16 protein-coding genes are annotated in these 15,369 nt (G+C 71.9%); 9 read left to right on the forward strand and 7 right to left on the reverse strand.

Annotated features, from left to right (window positions below; all coding sequences use genetic code 11):
* Positions 1 to 253 precede the first annotated feature (253 nt).
* The 3 genes from AB4K12_RS02300 to AB4K12_RS02310 all read left to right on the forward strand — a co-directional run bounded on the left by AB4K12_RS02300 (position 254) and on the right by AB4K12_RS02310 (position 3,936).
* Positions 254 to 1,549, forward strand: a complete 1,296-nt coding sequence (locus AB4K12_RS02300; protein ID WP_368432520.1) for a CAP domain-containing protein — start codon at positions 254 to 256, stop codon at positions 1,547 to 1,549.
* Positions 1,550 to 1,811: 262 nt separating this feature from the next.
* Complete coding sequence (locus tag AB4K12_RS02305) at positions 1,812 to 3,038, forward strand: nucleotidyl transferase AbiEii/AbiGii toxin family protein (RefSeq protein ID WP_368432521.1); 1,227 nt, start codon at positions 1,812 to 1,814, stop codon at positions 3,036 to 3,038.
* Between the two features lie 124 nt (positions 3,039 to 3,162).
* Positions 3,163 to 3,936: an alpha/beta fold hydrolase gene (locus AB4K12_RS02310; RefSeq protein WP_368432522.1), complete on the forward strand. Its 774-nt coding sequence runs from the start codon at positions 3,163 to 3,165 to the stop codon at positions 3,934 to 3,936.
* A 59-nt stretch (positions 3,937 to 3,995) separates the two neighbouring features.
* On the opposite strand, the gene AB4K12_RS02315 is transcribed toward AB4K12_RS02310, so the two are convergent.
* On the reverse strand, positions 3,996 to 5,615 hold the full coding sequence (locus tag AB4K12_RS02315) for an alkaline phosphatase (RefSeq protein WP_368432523.1): 1,620 nt from the start codon (positions 5,613 to 5,615) through the stop codon (positions 3,996 to 3,998).
* A 296-nt stretch (positions 5,616 to 5,911) separates the two neighbouring features.
* On the opposite strand from AB4K12_RS02315, the gene AB4K12_RS02320 reads away from it, so the two are divergent.
* Complete coding sequence (locus tag AB4K12_RS02320; protein WP_086566821.1) at positions 5,912 to 6,067, forward strand: DUF6131 family protein; 156 nt, start codon at positions 5,912 to 5,914, stop codon at positions 6,065 to 6,067.
* A gap of 152 nt (positions 6,068 to 6,219) precedes the next feature.
* On the opposite strand, the gene AB4K12_RS02325 is transcribed toward AB4K12_RS02320, so the two are convergent.
* The 3 genes from AB4K12_RS02325 to AB4K12_RS02335 form a co-directional block, all read right to left on the reverse strand.
* On the reverse strand, positions 6,220 to 6,444 hold the full coding sequence (locus AB4K12_RS02325) for a hypothetical protein (RefSeq protein WP_143587571.1): 225 nt from the start codon (positions 6,442 to 6,444) through the stop codon (positions 6,220 to 6,222).
* A 122-nt stretch (positions 6,445 to 6,566) separates the two neighbouring features.
* Positions 6,567 to 6,815: a hypothetical protein gene (locus tag AB4K12_RS02330; protein WP_368432524.1), complete on the reverse strand. Its 249-nt coding sequence runs from the start codon at positions 6,813 to 6,815 to the stop codon at positions 6,567 to 6,569.
* Between the two features lie 268 nt (positions 6,816 to 7,083).
* Positions 7,084 to 8,037, reverse strand: coding sequence for a GNAT family N-acetyltransferase (locus AB4K12_RS02335; protein WP_368432525.1), 954 nt, complete (start codon positions 8,035 to 8,037; stop codon positions 7,084 to 7,086).
* A gap of 225 nt (positions 8,038 to 8,262) precedes the next feature.
* Here AB4K12_RS02335 and AB4K12_RS02340 point away from each other — a divergent pair, with 225 nt between their 5' ends.
* Both AB4K12_RS02340 and AB4K12_RS02345 read left to right on the forward strand, forming a co-directional pair.
* Positions 8,263 to 8,619: a DUF805 domain-containing protein gene (locus AB4K12_RS02340; RefSeq protein ID WP_368432526.1), complete on the forward strand. Its 357-nt coding sequence runs from the start codon at positions 8,263 to 8,265 to the stop codon at positions 8,617 to 8,619.
* Between the two features lie 155 nt (positions 8,620 to 8,774).
* Entirely contained in the window at positions 8,775 to 11,261 is a 2,487-nt protein-coding gene (locus AB4K12_RS02345) for an ABC transporter substrate-binding protein (RefSeq protein WP_368432527.1), read from the forward strand.
* 58 nt (positions 11,262 to 11,319) lie between these two features.
* Here AB4K12_RS02345 and AB4K12_RS02350 read toward each other — a convergent pair whose 3' ends face one another.
* Complete coding sequence (locus AB4K12_RS02350) at positions 11,320 to 11,676, reverse strand: hypothetical protein (RefSeq protein ID WP_368432528.1); 357 nt, start codon at positions 11,674 to 11,676, stop codon at positions 11,320 to 11,322.
* Positions 11,677 to 11,749: 73 nt separating this feature from the next.
* On the opposite strand from AB4K12_RS02350, the gene AB4K12_RS02355 reads away from it, so the two are divergent.
* The gene (locus AB4K12_RS02355) at positions 11,750 to 12,175 is read left to right on the forward strand and encodes a peptidoglycan-binding protein (protein ID WP_368432529.1); all 426 of its coding nucleotides are present in this window, start codon (positions 11,750 to 11,752) and stop codon (positions 12,173 to 12,175) included.
* A gap of 40 nt (positions 12,176 to 12,215) precedes the next feature.
* Positions 12,216 to 12,491, forward strand: coding sequence for a peptidoglycan-binding protein (locus AB4K12_RS02360; protein WP_368432530.1), 276 nt, complete (start codon positions 12,216 to 12,218; stop codon positions 12,489 to 12,491).
* Positions 12,492 to 12,588: 97 nt separating this feature from the next.
* Here AB4K12_RS02360 and AB4K12_RS02365 read toward each other — a convergent pair whose 3' ends face one another.
* On the reverse strand, positions 12,589 to 13,524 hold the full coding sequence (locus AB4K12_RS02365) for a hypothetical protein (RefSeq protein ID WP_368432531.1): 936 nt from the start codon (positions 13,522 to 13,524) through the stop codon (positions 12,589 to 12,591).
* Positions 13,525 to 13,715: 191 nt separating this feature from the next.
* Between AB4K12_RS02365 and AB4K12_RS02370 the strand changes: the two genes are divergently transcribed.
* Positions 13,716 to 13,919, forward strand: coding sequence for a hypothetical protein (locus AB4K12_RS02370; protein WP_362261162.1), 204 nt, complete (start codon positions 13,716 to 13,718; stop codon positions 13,917 to 13,919).
* 9 nt (positions 13,920 to 13,928) lie between these two features.
* On the opposite strand, the gene AB4K12_RS02375 is transcribed toward AB4K12_RS02370, so the two are convergent.
* Positions 13,929 to 15,179, reverse strand: a complete 1,251-nt coding sequence (locus tag AB4K12_RS02375; RefSeq protein ID WP_368433132.1) for an MFS transporter — start codon at positions 15,177 to 15,179, stop codon at positions 13,929 to 13,931.
* Between the last annotated feature and the right edge of the window lie 190 nt (positions 15,180 to 15,369).

A 15,369-nucleotide genomic window follows, 5' to 3' on the forward strand; every position in this document is an offset into this window, starting at 1 on the left:
TTTGTCCAAAGTCAAGGGGTGAAGAAAATCCCTGCTTGAACGCGTTCAAAGGGGTGGGGACGTGGACCTCACGTCAACCATCTGCTGGTGGTCGGGTTCCGCCTGGTGAACCAGGGGTCCATCTCCTTGTACCTGCCCGACGGCACCACCGTCGCCGCCCCCTGGGCACCCCGGGGGAACCACCCCGGTCCGGCCCGCGTTGCTTCTCCCGAGGGGCCCGGCGCGGGCGAACGGGAGGACGGGGGGAGCGGTGATGAACGAGCTGGTGGCCGGGGGGAACCGTGCGTTGCCCACGGGGGCGGTCACGATCCGTGTGCCCGGTCCGTTCGACGTCTCCCTGATCGTCACCGGAACGGACGGCAGGACGTCGGGGGACGGCGACTTCGTGTTCTTCAACCAGCCCTCGGCACCCGGCGCGCGCCTGGACGGCGACACCGTCACCGTGGACCCGGCCCTGCTGCGGCCCGGTGCCGCGCGGGTCACGGTCGTCCTCAGCCCGGCCGACGCCCACACCCCGCTGGCCTCGCTGCCCCCGCCCGTCATGACCGTTACGGGCGATGGGCGCCGGCCGCTGGCCCGGTTCGCCCCTCCCCGGCCGGCCGCCGAGACCGTCCTGCTGCTCGCCGAGCTGTACGCGCGCGACGGCGGATGGAAGATACGGGCGCTGGGGCAGGGCTACGCGGACGGACTGGCCGGGATCGCCCGCGACTTCGGCATCGACGTCGTCGAGGACGAGGCCGATGCCGGCGAGCCCGGCGGACCGGGCGGACCCGGCGAACTCCTCGCCCTGGTCAACTCCGAGCGGTCCCGGGCGGGCGTGCGCCCGCTGGCGGTGGACGCCCGGCTCGCCGCGGCCGCCCGTGCCCACGCCGCGGACATGGCCGCGCACGGCCGCCTCTCAGCCGAGAGCCCCGGCGGGGACTCGCTCTTCCAGCGCGTGACCGCCGCCGGCTATACCTACCTCGTCCTCGCCGAACACATGGTCTCGGGCCCGCGCACGGCCGCCGAGTTCGTGGACTACTGCCGGGCGGGGCACGAACGCCGTGCCCCCTTCGGCGACGAGGCGTTCACGCACCTCGGCGGCGGCCACGCGGTGGACGCCAGGAGCGGGCTCACGTACTGGACGGTGCTGTGGGCGCGGCCGTACTCCGCCGCCGGCCTGCGGAGTGCCACGGACGAGGTACTCGCCCTCACCTACGCCGAACGGGCCGCCGCCGGCCTGCCCCCGCTCGCCGCCGACCCCCGCCTGGCCGCCGCGGCCCGGGACCACAGCACGGACATGGTCCGCCGGGACTTCTACTCCCACACCACCCCGGAGGGACGCGAACCCTGGGACCGAGCCCGGTCCGCGGGCGCCGCGCACCGGGCGATCGGGGAGAACATCGCCTGCGGCCAGCGCACGCCCGCCGAGGTCGTCCGCGGCTGGATGAACAGCCCCGGCCACCGCGCCAACATCCTCACGCCGGGCTTCTCCCACCTGGGCGTGGGGTACGCGCCCGGCGGCCGCGCCGGCACGTACTGGACCCAGCTCTTCGGAGGAGCCTCCTGAGAACCGGGGCCTCGCGAGACCCCGGGGCCCCTCTTTCACCTCTTTCACCGTTCAGCACCCGGACCGCCGTGCCGCAGAATGGCCGCCGACGAATGCAGTGAAGGCGAAGGCAGTGAAGGGCAAGGCGATGACGGCGTCGTGGGAGCAGTACGGCTGGGGTCCGTGGAGTGCTGACGAAGACATTCCGCATGAGGTGCCGGACGAGGCGACCCTCACCGGCCGAGGGCTCCCCGGCACGCTCAGGCCCGTCAAGGGTGACGGAGTGACACAATCCGCCGTCTTCGACCCCTCCATGAAGCACCACGCCCGGGCCGTGCGGCCGAGCGAGCCCCGGTTCGCGGACGCCGCGACGGGCGAGCGCTGGTACGCGGCCCGCCGGATCGCCCTCGACCACGTCCTCGCCGCCGTCGCGGGCGGCGAGTGGGCCGCCCACCTGGTGCTGCGCGGCAGTGTCCTGCTCCGGGCCCGGTACGGGCGGGCCGCACGCGAGCCGGGCGACGTGGACTTCGTCGTCACGCCCGCCACATGGCAGGCGACGGACGCCCGTACCGAGCGCATGCTCACCGGCATCGCACGGGCCGCCGAGGAGCTGTCGCTGCGCGGGGGCCCGGTCCGGTTCGACGCCCGCGGCGCCGTCAGCGACGAGATCTGGACGTACGACCGGGTGCCCGGCCGCCGCGTGGTGATCCCGTGGACGGCCGACGGGCTGCCGGGCGGAACGGTCCAGGTGGACTTCGTCTTCAACGAGCCCCTGCCCGTCCCCGCCGCCCCCACCTCCCTGCCCCGCCCCGAGGGCGCCGGAGAGCCGCTGACCCTCCTCGCCGCCACGCCCGGACTCTCCCTCGCCTGGAAGGTCCTGTGGCTGCTCTCCGACATGTACCCCCAGGGCAAGGACCTCTACGACGCCCTGCTGCTGGCCGAGGACCCCTCCACCAGCCTCCCCTTCGACCTACTGCGCACCGTGTTCGTGAGCGCGGACGGCTACTACAACCGCAACCCCGTCCTCCCGAAGACCGTCGCGTCCTGCGGGTCGCACGCGGACTGGTACGAGTTCGCCAAGGACTGCCCCCATCTGGCGGGCGCCCCCGGCCGCCCCGGCGACGGCCCGCCGGCCGACCTCGTACGCAGGCTCACCGCCGCCCTCGCCCCCACCTTCGCCCTCGACGACGGCAGCGGTGAGCCCCCGGCCTACCAGCTGCGCGCCGCGTGGCTCGCCGCGACGATGCCCACCTTCCGGGAGGCCCTGAGGGCGGGCGGCACGGACGGGCTCCAGGAAGTGCTGATGACCCGATACCACCACGCCGCACAGGCGATCGTGATCACCCGCGAGCTGCTCGGCCGCGAGGCGTGCGACATCGCACGGGCGGCCGGGATCGTCGCGGAATACCGCGCCTCCGACCGCCACCCGCGTGCCGACGACCTGCGCGACCTCCTCGGCGATGCCGACACGGCCGCCGCCGAGCTCAGCGGGCGGTCCCTCTCCGGGTGATCCGGTGGAGCCTTCCGGCACGGTGGCCTGAATCGGACCCTCGTCCCGCCGTGAACGGAGCCACTACAGTGGACCGCCGGTTCCAGCGGTCGTGCGGGATGACCATGACGCGTCGGGAGTCGTAATGGCCTCATTCGTACCGCCTCATGCCCTGATCGGGGACGGACCGCACAAGGTCGTCGCCGTGCACGGATGGTTCGCCGACCGCTCGGCCTACGACGCGGTGGCGCCGGACCTCGACGGGAACGCCTTCCAGTACGCGCTGGCCGACCTGCGGGGCTACGGCGAGGCGATGGGCGCTGCCGGTGCGTACACCACGGGTGAGGGCGCGGCCGACGTGCTGGCGCTCGCCGACCGGCTGGGCTGGCAGCGGTTCTCGCTGATAGGGCATTCGATGGGCGGCGGTGTCGTCCAGCGCGTGGCGGCCATGGCGCCCGGGCGCGTGCGCAGGATCGTCGGCGTCTCCCCGGTCCCCGCCTCGGGGCTCCCCCTGCCGCCGGAACAGTGGGAGCTGTTCGCGGCGGCGGACCAACGGCCGGACAACCGGCGCCTCATCATCGACCTCACCACCGGCGGACAGCGCCCCGCCCGCTGGCTGGACCGGATGGTGCGGCGGTCGCTGGAGCGCAGCGACCCCAAGGCGTTCCGGGCCTGGCTGGACTCCTGGGCCGGCGAGGACTTCCACGCCGAAGTCGAGGGTTCCTCCGTCCCCGCGCTGGCGGTCGTCGGGGCCCTGGACCCGGCGCTGACGGCCGAGTTGACCCGTGACACATGGATGCGGTGGTACACGGACGGCCGGATCCGCGAACTGCCGGCCGCCGGGCACTACGCCATGGACGAGACCCCCTTGGAGCTCATCCGGGTCGTGGAGGACTTCCTGCGCGAGGACGGCCGCTGAGGCGGAGCGGATCCCGTAGGCCCATGACCGCCGTCGTCCTGGTGCCGGTCCCATCGGTGTCATGCCGGGACGAAGCCCGGGCGGCCGGCCTCCGAGACCAGGCTGCAGGCCGTGGAGGCGGGGGCGCCGGGGCGTGTGACATAGGGCAGGGTGCGGTAGTCGGCCCGGGCGTGTGACGGAGTGAGCGTGAGGATCACGTATCCGCGGCGTTTGGCGTAGTACCTCATGTGCGGGTTGACGCGCAGGAGGCTCTCCTCGTCGGCGGGCTTCTCGACGCCGTCCGCGTCGCTGGAGACGGACGTCGTGAGGACCTCGACGCCCAGGGTGGGCGAGCGCGGGTCGTCGAAGTCCTTCTTGATGTCCATGGCGAGGTGGCTGTGGGAGTCACCCGACAGGACGACGAGATTGGTGATCCCCGCCGCGCGGGCTCCGCCGAGGATCCGGCCGCGGGACGCGGGATAGCCGTCCCAGGCGTCCATCGACAGGCGGGACCGGCCGGGGTTGAGGGCGCGCCGGCAGAAGGCCACCTGCTGGGGGATGACGTTCCACAGCGCCTTGGAGGTGCGGAAACCGTCGAGGAGCCAGCTTTCCTGCGCGGGGCCGATGAGGCTGCGGGCGGGATCGTCGGACTCCGGCCCGGGGTACTGCCAGCCGTCGCCGTACGCCTGGTCGGAGCGGTACTGCCGGGTGTCGAGGATGTCGAACTGGGCCAGCCGGCCGTGCTGGAAGCGCCGGTAGAGCCGCATCTCCGGCCCGGCCGGGCTCCAGGGCGCGCGCAACGGCATGTTCTCCCAGAACGCGCGGTAGGCCGCGGCCCGGCGCAGCAGGAATTCCCCGGTGGGATCGCGGTTCTGCGAGACGTCCGCCGCGTAGTTGTTCTCGACCTCGTGGTCGTCCCAGGTGACGTACCACGGGTGGGCGGCGTGGGCGGCCTGCAGGTCGGGGTCGGTCTTTCCCAGGGAGTACCGCAGGCGGTAGTCCGTCAGCGTCACCGTCTCGTGGTGGAAGACGTCCGGGAGCCTGCTGCCGGCGGGAAGCCGGCGGGCGCCGCCGTAGGTGTCGATGGCGTTCTCGTAGATGTAGTCGCCGAGGAAGAAGACCGCGTCGAGTTCCTCGCGGGCCACGTGGGCCAGGGCGGTGTAGTAGCCGTCGTCGTACTGCTGGCAGGTGATGACGGCGAGCCGCGCCCGGCCGGCGGGCGAGTCGGGAGCGGGGGAGGTACGGGTCCGGCCGGCGGGGCTGAGCCAGGAACCCGCCCGGAAGCGGTACCAGTACGTGCGGCCCGGCTCCAGGCCCCGTACGTCGACGTGGACGCTGTAGTCCTGCTCGGCGCGGGCGCTCGCCACCCCGCTGCCCCGGACGCGCGCGAAGCGCTCGTCGTCCGCGATCTCCCAGCTCACCGGGACCACGGCCGACGGAGGAAGCCCGCCTCCCGGTTCGAAGGGACGCGGGGCCAGCCGCGTCCAGAGCACCACCGCGTCCGGCAGCGGGTCTCCCGAGGCCACCCCCAGGGTGAAGGGATTCTCGGTGAGCCTTCCGAGCCGTCTCTCCTCGGCGCGGGCCCGCGGAGAGGTGTGGGTGAACGCCAGAGCGGTGGCGGCGGCGGTCAGAGTGAGGAATCGACGTCTGACATGCGTCGCCGCCGGGTCGGCCCATCCGGGCCCCGCATTGCTCGCCATGAGACCTCTGCTCCCTCCGCACTCCCGTACACGTCAGGACAACGCCACGTGAATCGACCGGCTGGAACCGGCGTTTCTGTGACTTTCTGACCGGGAGTTCACCCGTGAGGGGGAGGTGTGCCGCTGAACGGCCGATGGCCTACGGGCGGTGTGTCCGATTGTCTGCTCGGCTCCGCATGCGCTCACTCTCCGTAGCCGTTGTGCCGCGTAAGGCCGCCGTGCGGTCCTGATTGCCGGACTCGGTCCAGGGGGAGATAGTGGATATTGAGCGATAAGACGCGAGATCGGAGGACGCCGTGATCGTTCTCGGAGTCATCCTGCTCATCATCGGTTTTCTGACCGGAATCGCGATCCTGTGGACCATCGGCATCGTGCTCGTGATCATCGGGCTGGTCCTGTGGATCCTCGGCGCCGTCGGTCACGCTGTGGGCGGGCGGAAGCACTATTGGTAGGGAACGGTCGGCGCAGTGCGCTGCGGGCCTGTTCCCCGCCCTGCCGTCCCGTGTGACCGGGCCCGGGAACGGGCCGGTGTGTGATCCGGTACGGCCGTGATGCCGTGCGGCCACCGTGAGATCGCCATGAGATCCCGCGCGGCCTGAGAGCGTCAGGCCGCGCGTTCTTCCCGTCCGCCGGCGTCACGGCCGCGCCGCCGCCGGTGGACGGGAAGGCGACGGACGCCGTCAGGAGGGTCGGGAACGGCTCGCACATGTCGTTTTCCGGCGGCGTGGCGAGGGACACGTGGCCTTATGAGCATGCGTTCCTCGTACTGCGCGAGCGCGAGCACCAGGCCCAGCAGCAGGGGTGGCACGGACAGGGCGGCGAAGAGCACGAGAACTCCTTCTGAGGGGTCCGTTCTCGTTTCGCGTTACCTCACCCCTATGCCGGAAACGTTTCCGCTCCACGGAATTCCGTGGAGCGGTACGAGCGGTACAGGCGATACGGGCGTGCGGGCTAGGAGGGCGGCATGGGCATGGGCAGGAGGTCGGTGACCGGGGCGAGCAGGCCCAGCACGGAGGTCAGGGGGTTGTTGAACCGCGGCTCCGCCATCTCGCCGCCGTCCGGCGCGGGAGCGGGGGCCTGGGGTGCCACGGCGGGCTGAGCGGTGGCGGGCGCCGGCATGGGCGCGGCGGAGGCGATACCGGCACTCAGGGCGAGCGCGGCACCGGTGACGGACATGGCGAGAGTCAGGCGCTTGATCATGCCGTGACAACGACGCCCTGGCGCACGGGTCACTCCCGCTGTCGTCCGTGCGGTGGTCCCCGCTCTCGTCGCGGTCCGTGCGCCCGGAGTCCAGGGTGAGCCCGAGGCCGCCCGTGCCTTCCCCCTTCCGGCGGAGGCGGTCCCGCCCGCGGGAGGACGTGGCCGGCGCGACGCGGTGGCATACGGCCCGTGACCATGACGCTGTCGCCGCTCGGACCCCGGACTCTTCGACGGCCCTTCGCCCGCCCACCCGGGTGCCGGCGCGTCGTCACCCGGCGGGTGCCTCGAAGACGAGACGGATCTCGGTGGTGCGGTAGCCGGCGCGGTCGAAGGCGGCCGCCATGGGGACGTTGACCGTGTCCGTGGTGGCCGTGATCCGCTGGGCGCTGCGGGCCGCGTGGAAGCGCGTGATCTCCGCGAGGATCTCGTCGATGTGTCCCCGGCCGCGGAATTCCGGCACCACTCCCAGGTATCCGACGTTGGGGTGGTACGGCGTGCGAGAGGGCAGGGCCATGCCGACGACGGTGCCGTCGGGGGTACGCGCCAGGCGCCACCAGTCCCTCTCGCCCGGGCAGTCGCGGTAGAAGTCCAGGTCCTCGCGCGCCTGGCGGTCGGCGCCCAGCGCGGCGACGTCCCGCCGAGTGGCGATGTCGAGGCTCCCCCTGGCGATGCTCCGGAAGACCGCCACGAACGCCTCGTCGTCCGGCTCCGGGGAGAAGACGAGCCGGCCGGTGCGCGGAGGCACCCCGGCAGCGGGGGTCCATTCGTAGCGGAGCCGCTCGATCTCCTCGCCGAGGCCGGCCGAGGCGGCGGCGGTCTTCCGCCAGGCCACGGCGGCCGCGATGGCGGGATTCCGCCGCCAGCCGCCCGGCAGCGAGAGGTTGTACTGGGGGTCCTGCGTCGCGCCTGCCGCGCGGAAGGCCCGCTGACCGGCGGCGATGAGCCGGGCGGCCAGTCCCGCGCGGTCCTCGACCGAGCGGCTGACGTACAGGCAGTCCAGGGCCACCGGGTGCTCGCTGTCGCTGCGGCCCCACCAGACGGCACGGGCCAGGATCTCGCCGTCCCGTTCCGCGATCCAGGTCCACTCGGGGCGGAACCGCCGCTCCGCCAGCTCCGCGCGGTAGCGGTCCTCGGCGATCCCGCTCACGGGGTCGTCGACGGCATGGACGGCATAGGCGGCCGTACGGTCGAGATCGTGGACGGTCGTGGGACGGAAGAGCATGCGGCCTCCGGGGCGGGTGAACAGCCCCGCGATGATCACATTCTCCGCGCGAAGCGGCCACCGAATTCACCGTCGCGAGCCGTCGCGCACGCCGGCGGCCGGGTGCGCCCCCGGGCGCCGTCGGCCGAGCCCGGCCGACGGTTGACCGACCCCTGCGCGCCACCTACGTTCCCCATGAGGCCCCGTCCACGAGAACGGGGCCAGCCGCGGCTCTTGGGGGCGCAGGTGCACTGGTACGTGGATGTGCTCAAGAAATACGCGACATTCAGCGGGCGCGCGGGCCGCCCCGAATTCTGGATGTTCACCCTGATCAGTTTCGTCATCAGCATCGTGCTGGCCGTCATCGACTCCACGCTCGGCACGGCCCCCGTCATCGGCCTGGTGTACAGCCTGGCCGTGCTCCTCCCCGGCCTCGCCGTCGGCGTGCGTCGCCTGCACGACATCGACCGGTCGGGCTGGTGGTTGCTGCTGGCCCTGATCCCGATCCTGGGCTCGATCGTCCTGCTGGTGTTCTTCGCCCTCCCGGGTACGCCGGGGGAGAACTCCTACGGTCCGAAGCCGTTGGAGGCTGCGGCGTACTGACGTCAGGTCAATTCCGGTCGCGCGGCGGTCGTCGGCCGCGCCCGGGCAAGCGCTTTCCGGCATTCGCGGTCAGTTGAGGACGACGACCCCGTGCGCACCCCGCTCCGGTGGGACAGTTCTGCCCTTCAAGTAACACTGCGTAAGTGGGGGGCGGGATGAACGGGATTCCACCGCTGGACGGCGTGAAGGACCTCGTGACCGTACTGGACGAGCTGGTGGGCCGGCCCGTGGGCAAACGCGAGCTCCCCGCCGTCATCCTGGAGGGCGAGGAGGGGCAGGGAGCGGCGTTCGTCACCGGCTACGGCGACCGACTGCGTGCCGTCGGCGGGCCCGCCCTCGTCCCCCACGCACTGCTCGACGGCGAACTCCTCGACCGGGCGGGGAGATCCGCCGAACCCGACGTCGTCCTGCTCGACGGCCTCACCGCCCAGCTGGAGCGCACGACGCCCGGAGCCGCGGGCGGACTCGGGCTGCCCACCTACTGGACGTGCCGCAGGGTCCTGGACATCGACGCGGGCGCCGGGTCGGAGCGTGCGCAGCGCCGTACCCTGGCCGAGAAGCTGTGCGTGGCCTGGCAGCAGGACACGACCGGCCTGAAGGCGCTGCGCTCCTTCATCGACACCGGCGGAGCCGGCCAGATCAGCGCACGCCTGGGCGCGCTGGCGGCGGTTCTGATCGCCTGGCCGCTCGAGTGGGGCTACCGCACGTGGCTGAACCACACCCGGCGGCTGCGCTGGTACGCCCCCAAGGTGAGCAGCGCCGGAGGCGCGGCCGCCACCCGGTTCCTGCCCGCCGCCGTCTCTCTCAGCCGCCGCGGTGACTTGCGCGACCGCGCGGCCCTGCGCCAGTCCCTGCTCCTCGAAGCGCTGGCCGTGGACCTGCTCCGGGCCTCCCGCAGGGGCGTGTTCCTTCCCTGGCGACGCCGCCGCGTCTGGCCCTTCGTCGTCCTCCTGCCGCGCGTCCACGGTCCCCGTACGGCCACCCGGCGCCTGCTGGACGGCCTGGTGAAGCTGCAACGGCGCGGCCTGCCACTGCTGGTCCTGGCGGCCCCCGCCGCACCGGGCGCGCTCCGTGACGAACAGGAGCCCGGCGGCGTCCGTACCCCGGCCGAGGCCGCCGCCTGCCTGCGACCGCTGCTGGAGCGGCGCGTGCGCTCCGCCGGACCCGGGGCCGAGAAGGGGCGACTGCACGTCCGCCTGGCCGGGGAGGAGCGGCAGGAGGCGATCGACTGGCTGGACACCAATGTGGCCGTACGCCCCTTCGCCGTGCCGTGGCCGTCCGCCTACCTGGGTGCCATCCTCGCCGTCGTCCTGCTGGCCGGCGCCGTGCCGGCGGTCGACTGGCTGCGTCAGGACCCCTGCCACGACACCTGGCCGGCCCAGGGCGTCAGGGTCGGCGTCGACACCGCCCCGCACGGCTGCTACTTCACGGACGGCGGCAGCCAGAAGCTGCTGCGCACGCTCCAGGACCGCATCCGCGCCCAGAACGACGTCGCCCGGCGCGGCGCGTACCGCACGGTGGTCTTCTTCGCTCCGCTGACCGCGGACCCCCAGAGCCGGAGCGAACAGCTCACTCCCGCAGGCGTCCTCCAACTCGAGGGCGCCGCCGACGCCCAGCGCGAGTTCAACAAGCAGACCGTGGGCGACGCCGAACGGCCCTACCTGCGGCTGCTGGTCGCCAACGCCGGCTACGCCTTCGCCCAGGGCACGGAGGTCGCCGACCGGCTGAACGTCCTGGCCGGCGACGGTACGAGCATCTCCGCCGTGATCGGCATCTCCCAGAGCCGCGACGCCTCCGTCAAGGCCATCCAACGCCTCTCCCCGGACCTGCCGGTCATCGGGGCGGCGGTCACCGGCGACTTCATGGCCACCGAGACCGACACCTACTTCCAGACCCAGCCCACCAACCGCCACCTCGCCCGGGCCCTGACCCGGCGCATCACCTCCCTGCGGCGCAAGAAGGCCCTGATCATCTACGACGACAAGGACCGCTACAGCATCAACCTGCGGGAGGACCTCCGCGACGAACTCACCGGACAGGGCATCGAGGTCCTGGAGCCCTCGATCGTCCGCACCCCGGACTTCGGACAGCCCGGCGTGGCGAGTGCCCTGCCGGAGCTCGCCAAGAGGATCTGCGGACAGAACCACAACGAGGCCATCACCGTGTTCGCCGCCCGCGGCGGCCAACTCCCCAAGATCCTCAACGAGGTCCAGGCCGAGTGCGGCTCCGCCCAGGGAACGCCGTTCCCGCTGCTGGCCTCCGACGTCGACACCCTCATCGAGTACCCGGAGCTCCCGGAGTTCGCCGAACTCGAGCGCTACACGGCGGTCGACCTGACCTACATCGCCTTCTCGGCCGACCGCCACAGCGACCACGCCGCCGGAAGCGACTCCTTCCGCGCCGCCGCGGCGGCCATCAACCGGACCTGGACGGGCACGAAGATCCCCCTGCGCGCGTCCAACGTCTTCCAGCAACTGCGCAACGGGGTGGACGTCAAGGACACCGTCACCCAGGACCGCCCCTTCCACCTACCCGCCGACGACCGCTCCCTGTCCACCCGCCCCCTCTTCCTGTGCACCTCCCCCCACACCGCCGGCGCCACCCCCTCCTGCCAACCGGCGGACGGCAGGCCCCTCAGCTGAGCACGCGCCGACGCCCAGGCCGGCCGGGCCGGTCCTGAACGGCCCGGTCCGGTATGGCTCATGACCCGGAGGGCTCACCCTCCGCCGCTCCGTCCGCCGAGTGGCCAAGGGGGTTCTCGCGGTTCTGACCGGGAGCCGCCCCGGTTGCCCGGGCCACGGCCTGGTCGGCCTGGGCCTGGCTGTGTGCCTGGGCGGTGTTGGTGGCGGCTCGGATGCCGAAGTAGGCCGTGGTCATGGTGCTGACCGCGGTGAAGGCGCTTGTGAGGATGGCCGTGGTGGCGGCGCCGTCGGCGCTGTGGACGCCCCAGATCGCGGCGAGTGTGATCGCCGCGTCGCCGAGGACCACCACCACGAGGCCGGCCCACGCACGGGTTTTCTGCAATCCGACGTCGGAAGCGTTTCGCTGGTGACCCATACGAACCTCCATGCCGTCGCCGCGTCCGGTGTGTGAACATGCAGACTCCGGCCGGCCCGCCTAGCATACAATTATGAGAGTCGAGGACACCTTTTATGTCGTCGTGACGGGTGACACGCTCTTCAAAATCGCCACCCGGTTCAACACCACCGTCGAGCAGCTTCAGGCGTGGAATCACATTCCCGACCCGAATCATATCGAGGTAGGGCAGCAGCTGCTCGTCGCCAAGTCCCCTTCCGGGTTCGTTCCGTTCCCCGGGGCCGCATGGTTCAAGGCAAAGCCCAACCACCCGATCATCAGCCTGATGGCTGTTCGTCTGATCGACGAGGGCTGCTCCGCCTACGGTCCGAACGGTGGCCGGTCGCAGTGGGACGACGAGGACCGCAGGTCCTATTCACTCTGGCAGCAGAAGCTCGGCTTCAAGGGAGCCGACGCGGACGGCTGGCCGGGGGAGAAGTCCTGGGACAAACTGCAGGTTCCCTTCCCGCAATTCGAGTAGCGCCGGAAGCCGACTCGGGGGAGGAAGGTGAAGGTCCGCCATGGCAACGGAAATCACGGAAATCTGCAGTCATACCAATACCCGGCCCACTGTCAAGCGCGGCTCGCAGGGTACGGCCGTCAAGCAGGCCCAGTGTTACCTCAACAATTCCCTGACGGACACCGACCTCGCGGTGGACGGAGACTTCGGTCCGCTCACGGAGACGGCGACACGGCGTTTCCAGAGTTGCGCCGACATCACCGTCGACGGCGTCATCGGATCGCAGACCTGGTCGCATCTGGCGTTCTTCGCCAACAGCCCGGGCTTCGCCTGCTGAACGTGCCGCGCGGTGCGCGATGCGCGCCGGAGGGCTCCGGCGGTCCGGGTGGTCCGGGCGGTCTCCGGGCTCGGACCCGGAGACCGCCGTCCCCGTATCAGCCGACCGTCACCTTGAGGATGCGGCCGGAGGCCTCGACGACGAAGAGGTCGTGCCGGGGGTCGTTGTCGCCGAACGCCCGGGCGACGCGGACGCTGCTGGGCATCCGCAGGCCGCTCACCAGGACGCAGGACCGGCCGGTCTCCGGGTTCACCCGGATCAGTTCGCCGTCGCGGAAGCTCGCGACCACCAGGTCGCCGTTGAAGGCGGTGAGGTCGTCGAGGAGCTTGATGCCCAGGGGGCCCTTGCTGAGCTTGACGACCGTCGTGTGCCGCGCCGGGTCGTTCAGGGGGATGCGCACGACCGGGGACGAGGTGTCGGTGATGACGCTCGCGTACAGCTGATCGCCGACGATCTCCAGGCCGTTGGTGCCGAAGACGTTCGCCTTCTTCGTCCACTCCTCGTCCCTGGTGCCGTCCGGCCGGATCTTGAGGATGCCGGTGGACAGCTCGCGGCTGAGGTAGAAGTTGCCCTCGGTGTCGATGGCGAGGCCGTTGATGCCGGATATACCGCTGACGACCTTCTCCGGCTTCGGATGGGCGGCAGTCGGGTCGAACCGCACGATGCCGCCGACGGGAGTCAGCGGATTCACGCCGAAGTTGACGTACATCATCCCGTCCGGACCGCGCCGGATGCCGCCCGCCCCGCTCACCGGAAAGCTGGTCTTGAGCGTCCCGTCGGGGGCGTACCCCTCGACCCGGCCCTTGGTGATGTGCGCGACCCAGAGCGTGCCGCGCCCGTCGAACTCGAGGTTCTCCCGCCAGTCCAGCAGCGGTATGCCGCCCTCGTGGAACACCTTTACGCTCGCCCGCTCCTGGCAGGCGTCCAGAGCCGGGGCAGCCGACCGTCCGGATGCCGCGTGCGACACCCCCGGCATGCCAACCGCCAGCGTCGCCAGCAGACTTCCTATGACCGCTAATGATCGAATACGCATGCCCTCCGTTGTACCGGCCCACCTCCACTCCCACCAGTCACTCGCCTGCCAACTGTTACTCGCTGGCGAGCGGGGTGAGAACCGGGGTGAGAAAGGCTTATGCCTCGTCTTCATGACGATTCGATGAGCATTTGCCGAACTTGATCACAGTCGTCGGCTCCGTGTCAGTGCCTGCCTTTAGCCTGTGGCACATGTCCGTCATCCAGACCTGCGAGCAGGCACGCCCCGAGGTGATCAACGCGAAGATCCGTACGTTCCTGAGCGCCCGCGAAGGGCGCCTGCTCACCCGCGACGAGAGCCTCGAGTACCAGCGGCTCACCGTGCAGTGGCTGGCGGCGAAGCGGGTGTGCGGGCCGGGTGGCCCGCGCCGTGCGGAGGAACCGCTCCCGGGGTGACCGGGCGCGTCACGCGGCCGTGGCCGCCCGGGGCCCTGCCGCCCCGGGCTCCGGCAGCGCGTAGGGGCGGTCGCGCCGCGCCCACCGTACGGCCGGGCCCATCGCGTGGCCCGCGGCGAGGAAGACGCCACCCAGCAGGAGCCAGCCCGGCACTCCCTGGGACACGACCGTCGTGGTGAGCAACAGCGGGCCGAGGGTGCGCGCGGCGGCCACGCTCGTGGCGAAGAAGCCCTGGTACTGGCCCATGCGGTCGTCGGGCGCGAGGTCGAAGCCGATCTGCCAGGAACCGGCGGACTGCTTCATCTCGCCGACGAGCAGAAGAGCCGAGGCCGCCACCAGAACCGCCGCCGTGGCCCACAACGGCAGGTCCGCGGCCGACAGGGCGAACACCGCGCAGGACGCCAGCAGAACGGCGCCGGCGACGCGCACGGCGCGCGCGGCGGAGCGCAGCCCGGTGACGGAACGCGCCGTACGGACCTGGAACAGCGCCACCCCGAGCGTGTTGAGGACGAACAGCGCCGACGCGAGCCACGTGAGTTGGGGCGCCCGGAGGGCGATCCACAGCGGAACGGCGAGGCTGAGCAGCGGCATCCGCAGCAGCAGGACCGCGTTGAGGAGCGTGACGAGGGCGTACGGGCGGTCCCGCAGCACCGCCAGCGCGGGCCCGTCGTCCACGGGTCTCGCGACGGGCGCCACAGCCGGCAGCCGCAGCGTGAGCGCGGCGCAGACCACGAAGCTCAGCGCGTCGACGGCGAACACGGCGAGGTACCCGGCCCGGCTTCCGTGCGCCAGGGCCAGGCCGCCCAGGGCCGCGCCGACGGCCAGTCCCGCGTTGAGCGCCGCCTGCAGGTGGGCGAGGACGCCGGTGCGTTCGGCGGGCGCGACCAGGCCCGCGAGCAGCGCCTGGCGGGCCGCCGCCAGCCCCGACTGCGCGGTGGCGTACAGGCAGACGGCGATCAGGAACGGCGCGAAGGAACGGATGACGAGGAACGAGGCGACGGCCACCGCCGTGGCCAGCGCCAGCAGCACCGCCGTGCCGCGCGGACCACGGCGGTCGGCGAGATGGCCCAGCGGGACGCCCGCCAGCGAACCCACGGCCCACGCCACCGTGAGCCCCACCCCGAGCCGGGCGGGGGACAGGCCGACGACCTGGGTGAAGTACAGCGCCGAGCACGTGTAGTACGCGCCGTCACCGACGGAGTTGCTCAACTGGGCGACGGTCAGAACGCGGGGCGCTCCGGCGCGCGGCATCATCGGTATCGGCACGACTCTCCTGGGTGCGAGCGGCTCGGAAGCCGCGTCCTCCTCGCTTGCCCTGCCACGCTACGGCCGCAAGTGGCCGGCCCGGCAGGTCCAATGACGGGCCGTCCTCGTGGGCCACTTCGCGCGGCGCGGCGGACACCGCGGCGTACGCGGTGTCCGACGACGCGTAAGGAGCGGAGGCCGGGCG

The organism is Streptomyces sp. C36 (assembly GCF_040932295.1).
Lineage (GTDB): Bacteria > Actinomycetota > Actinomycetes > Streptomycetales > Streptomycetaceae > Streptomyces > Streptomyces triculaminicus.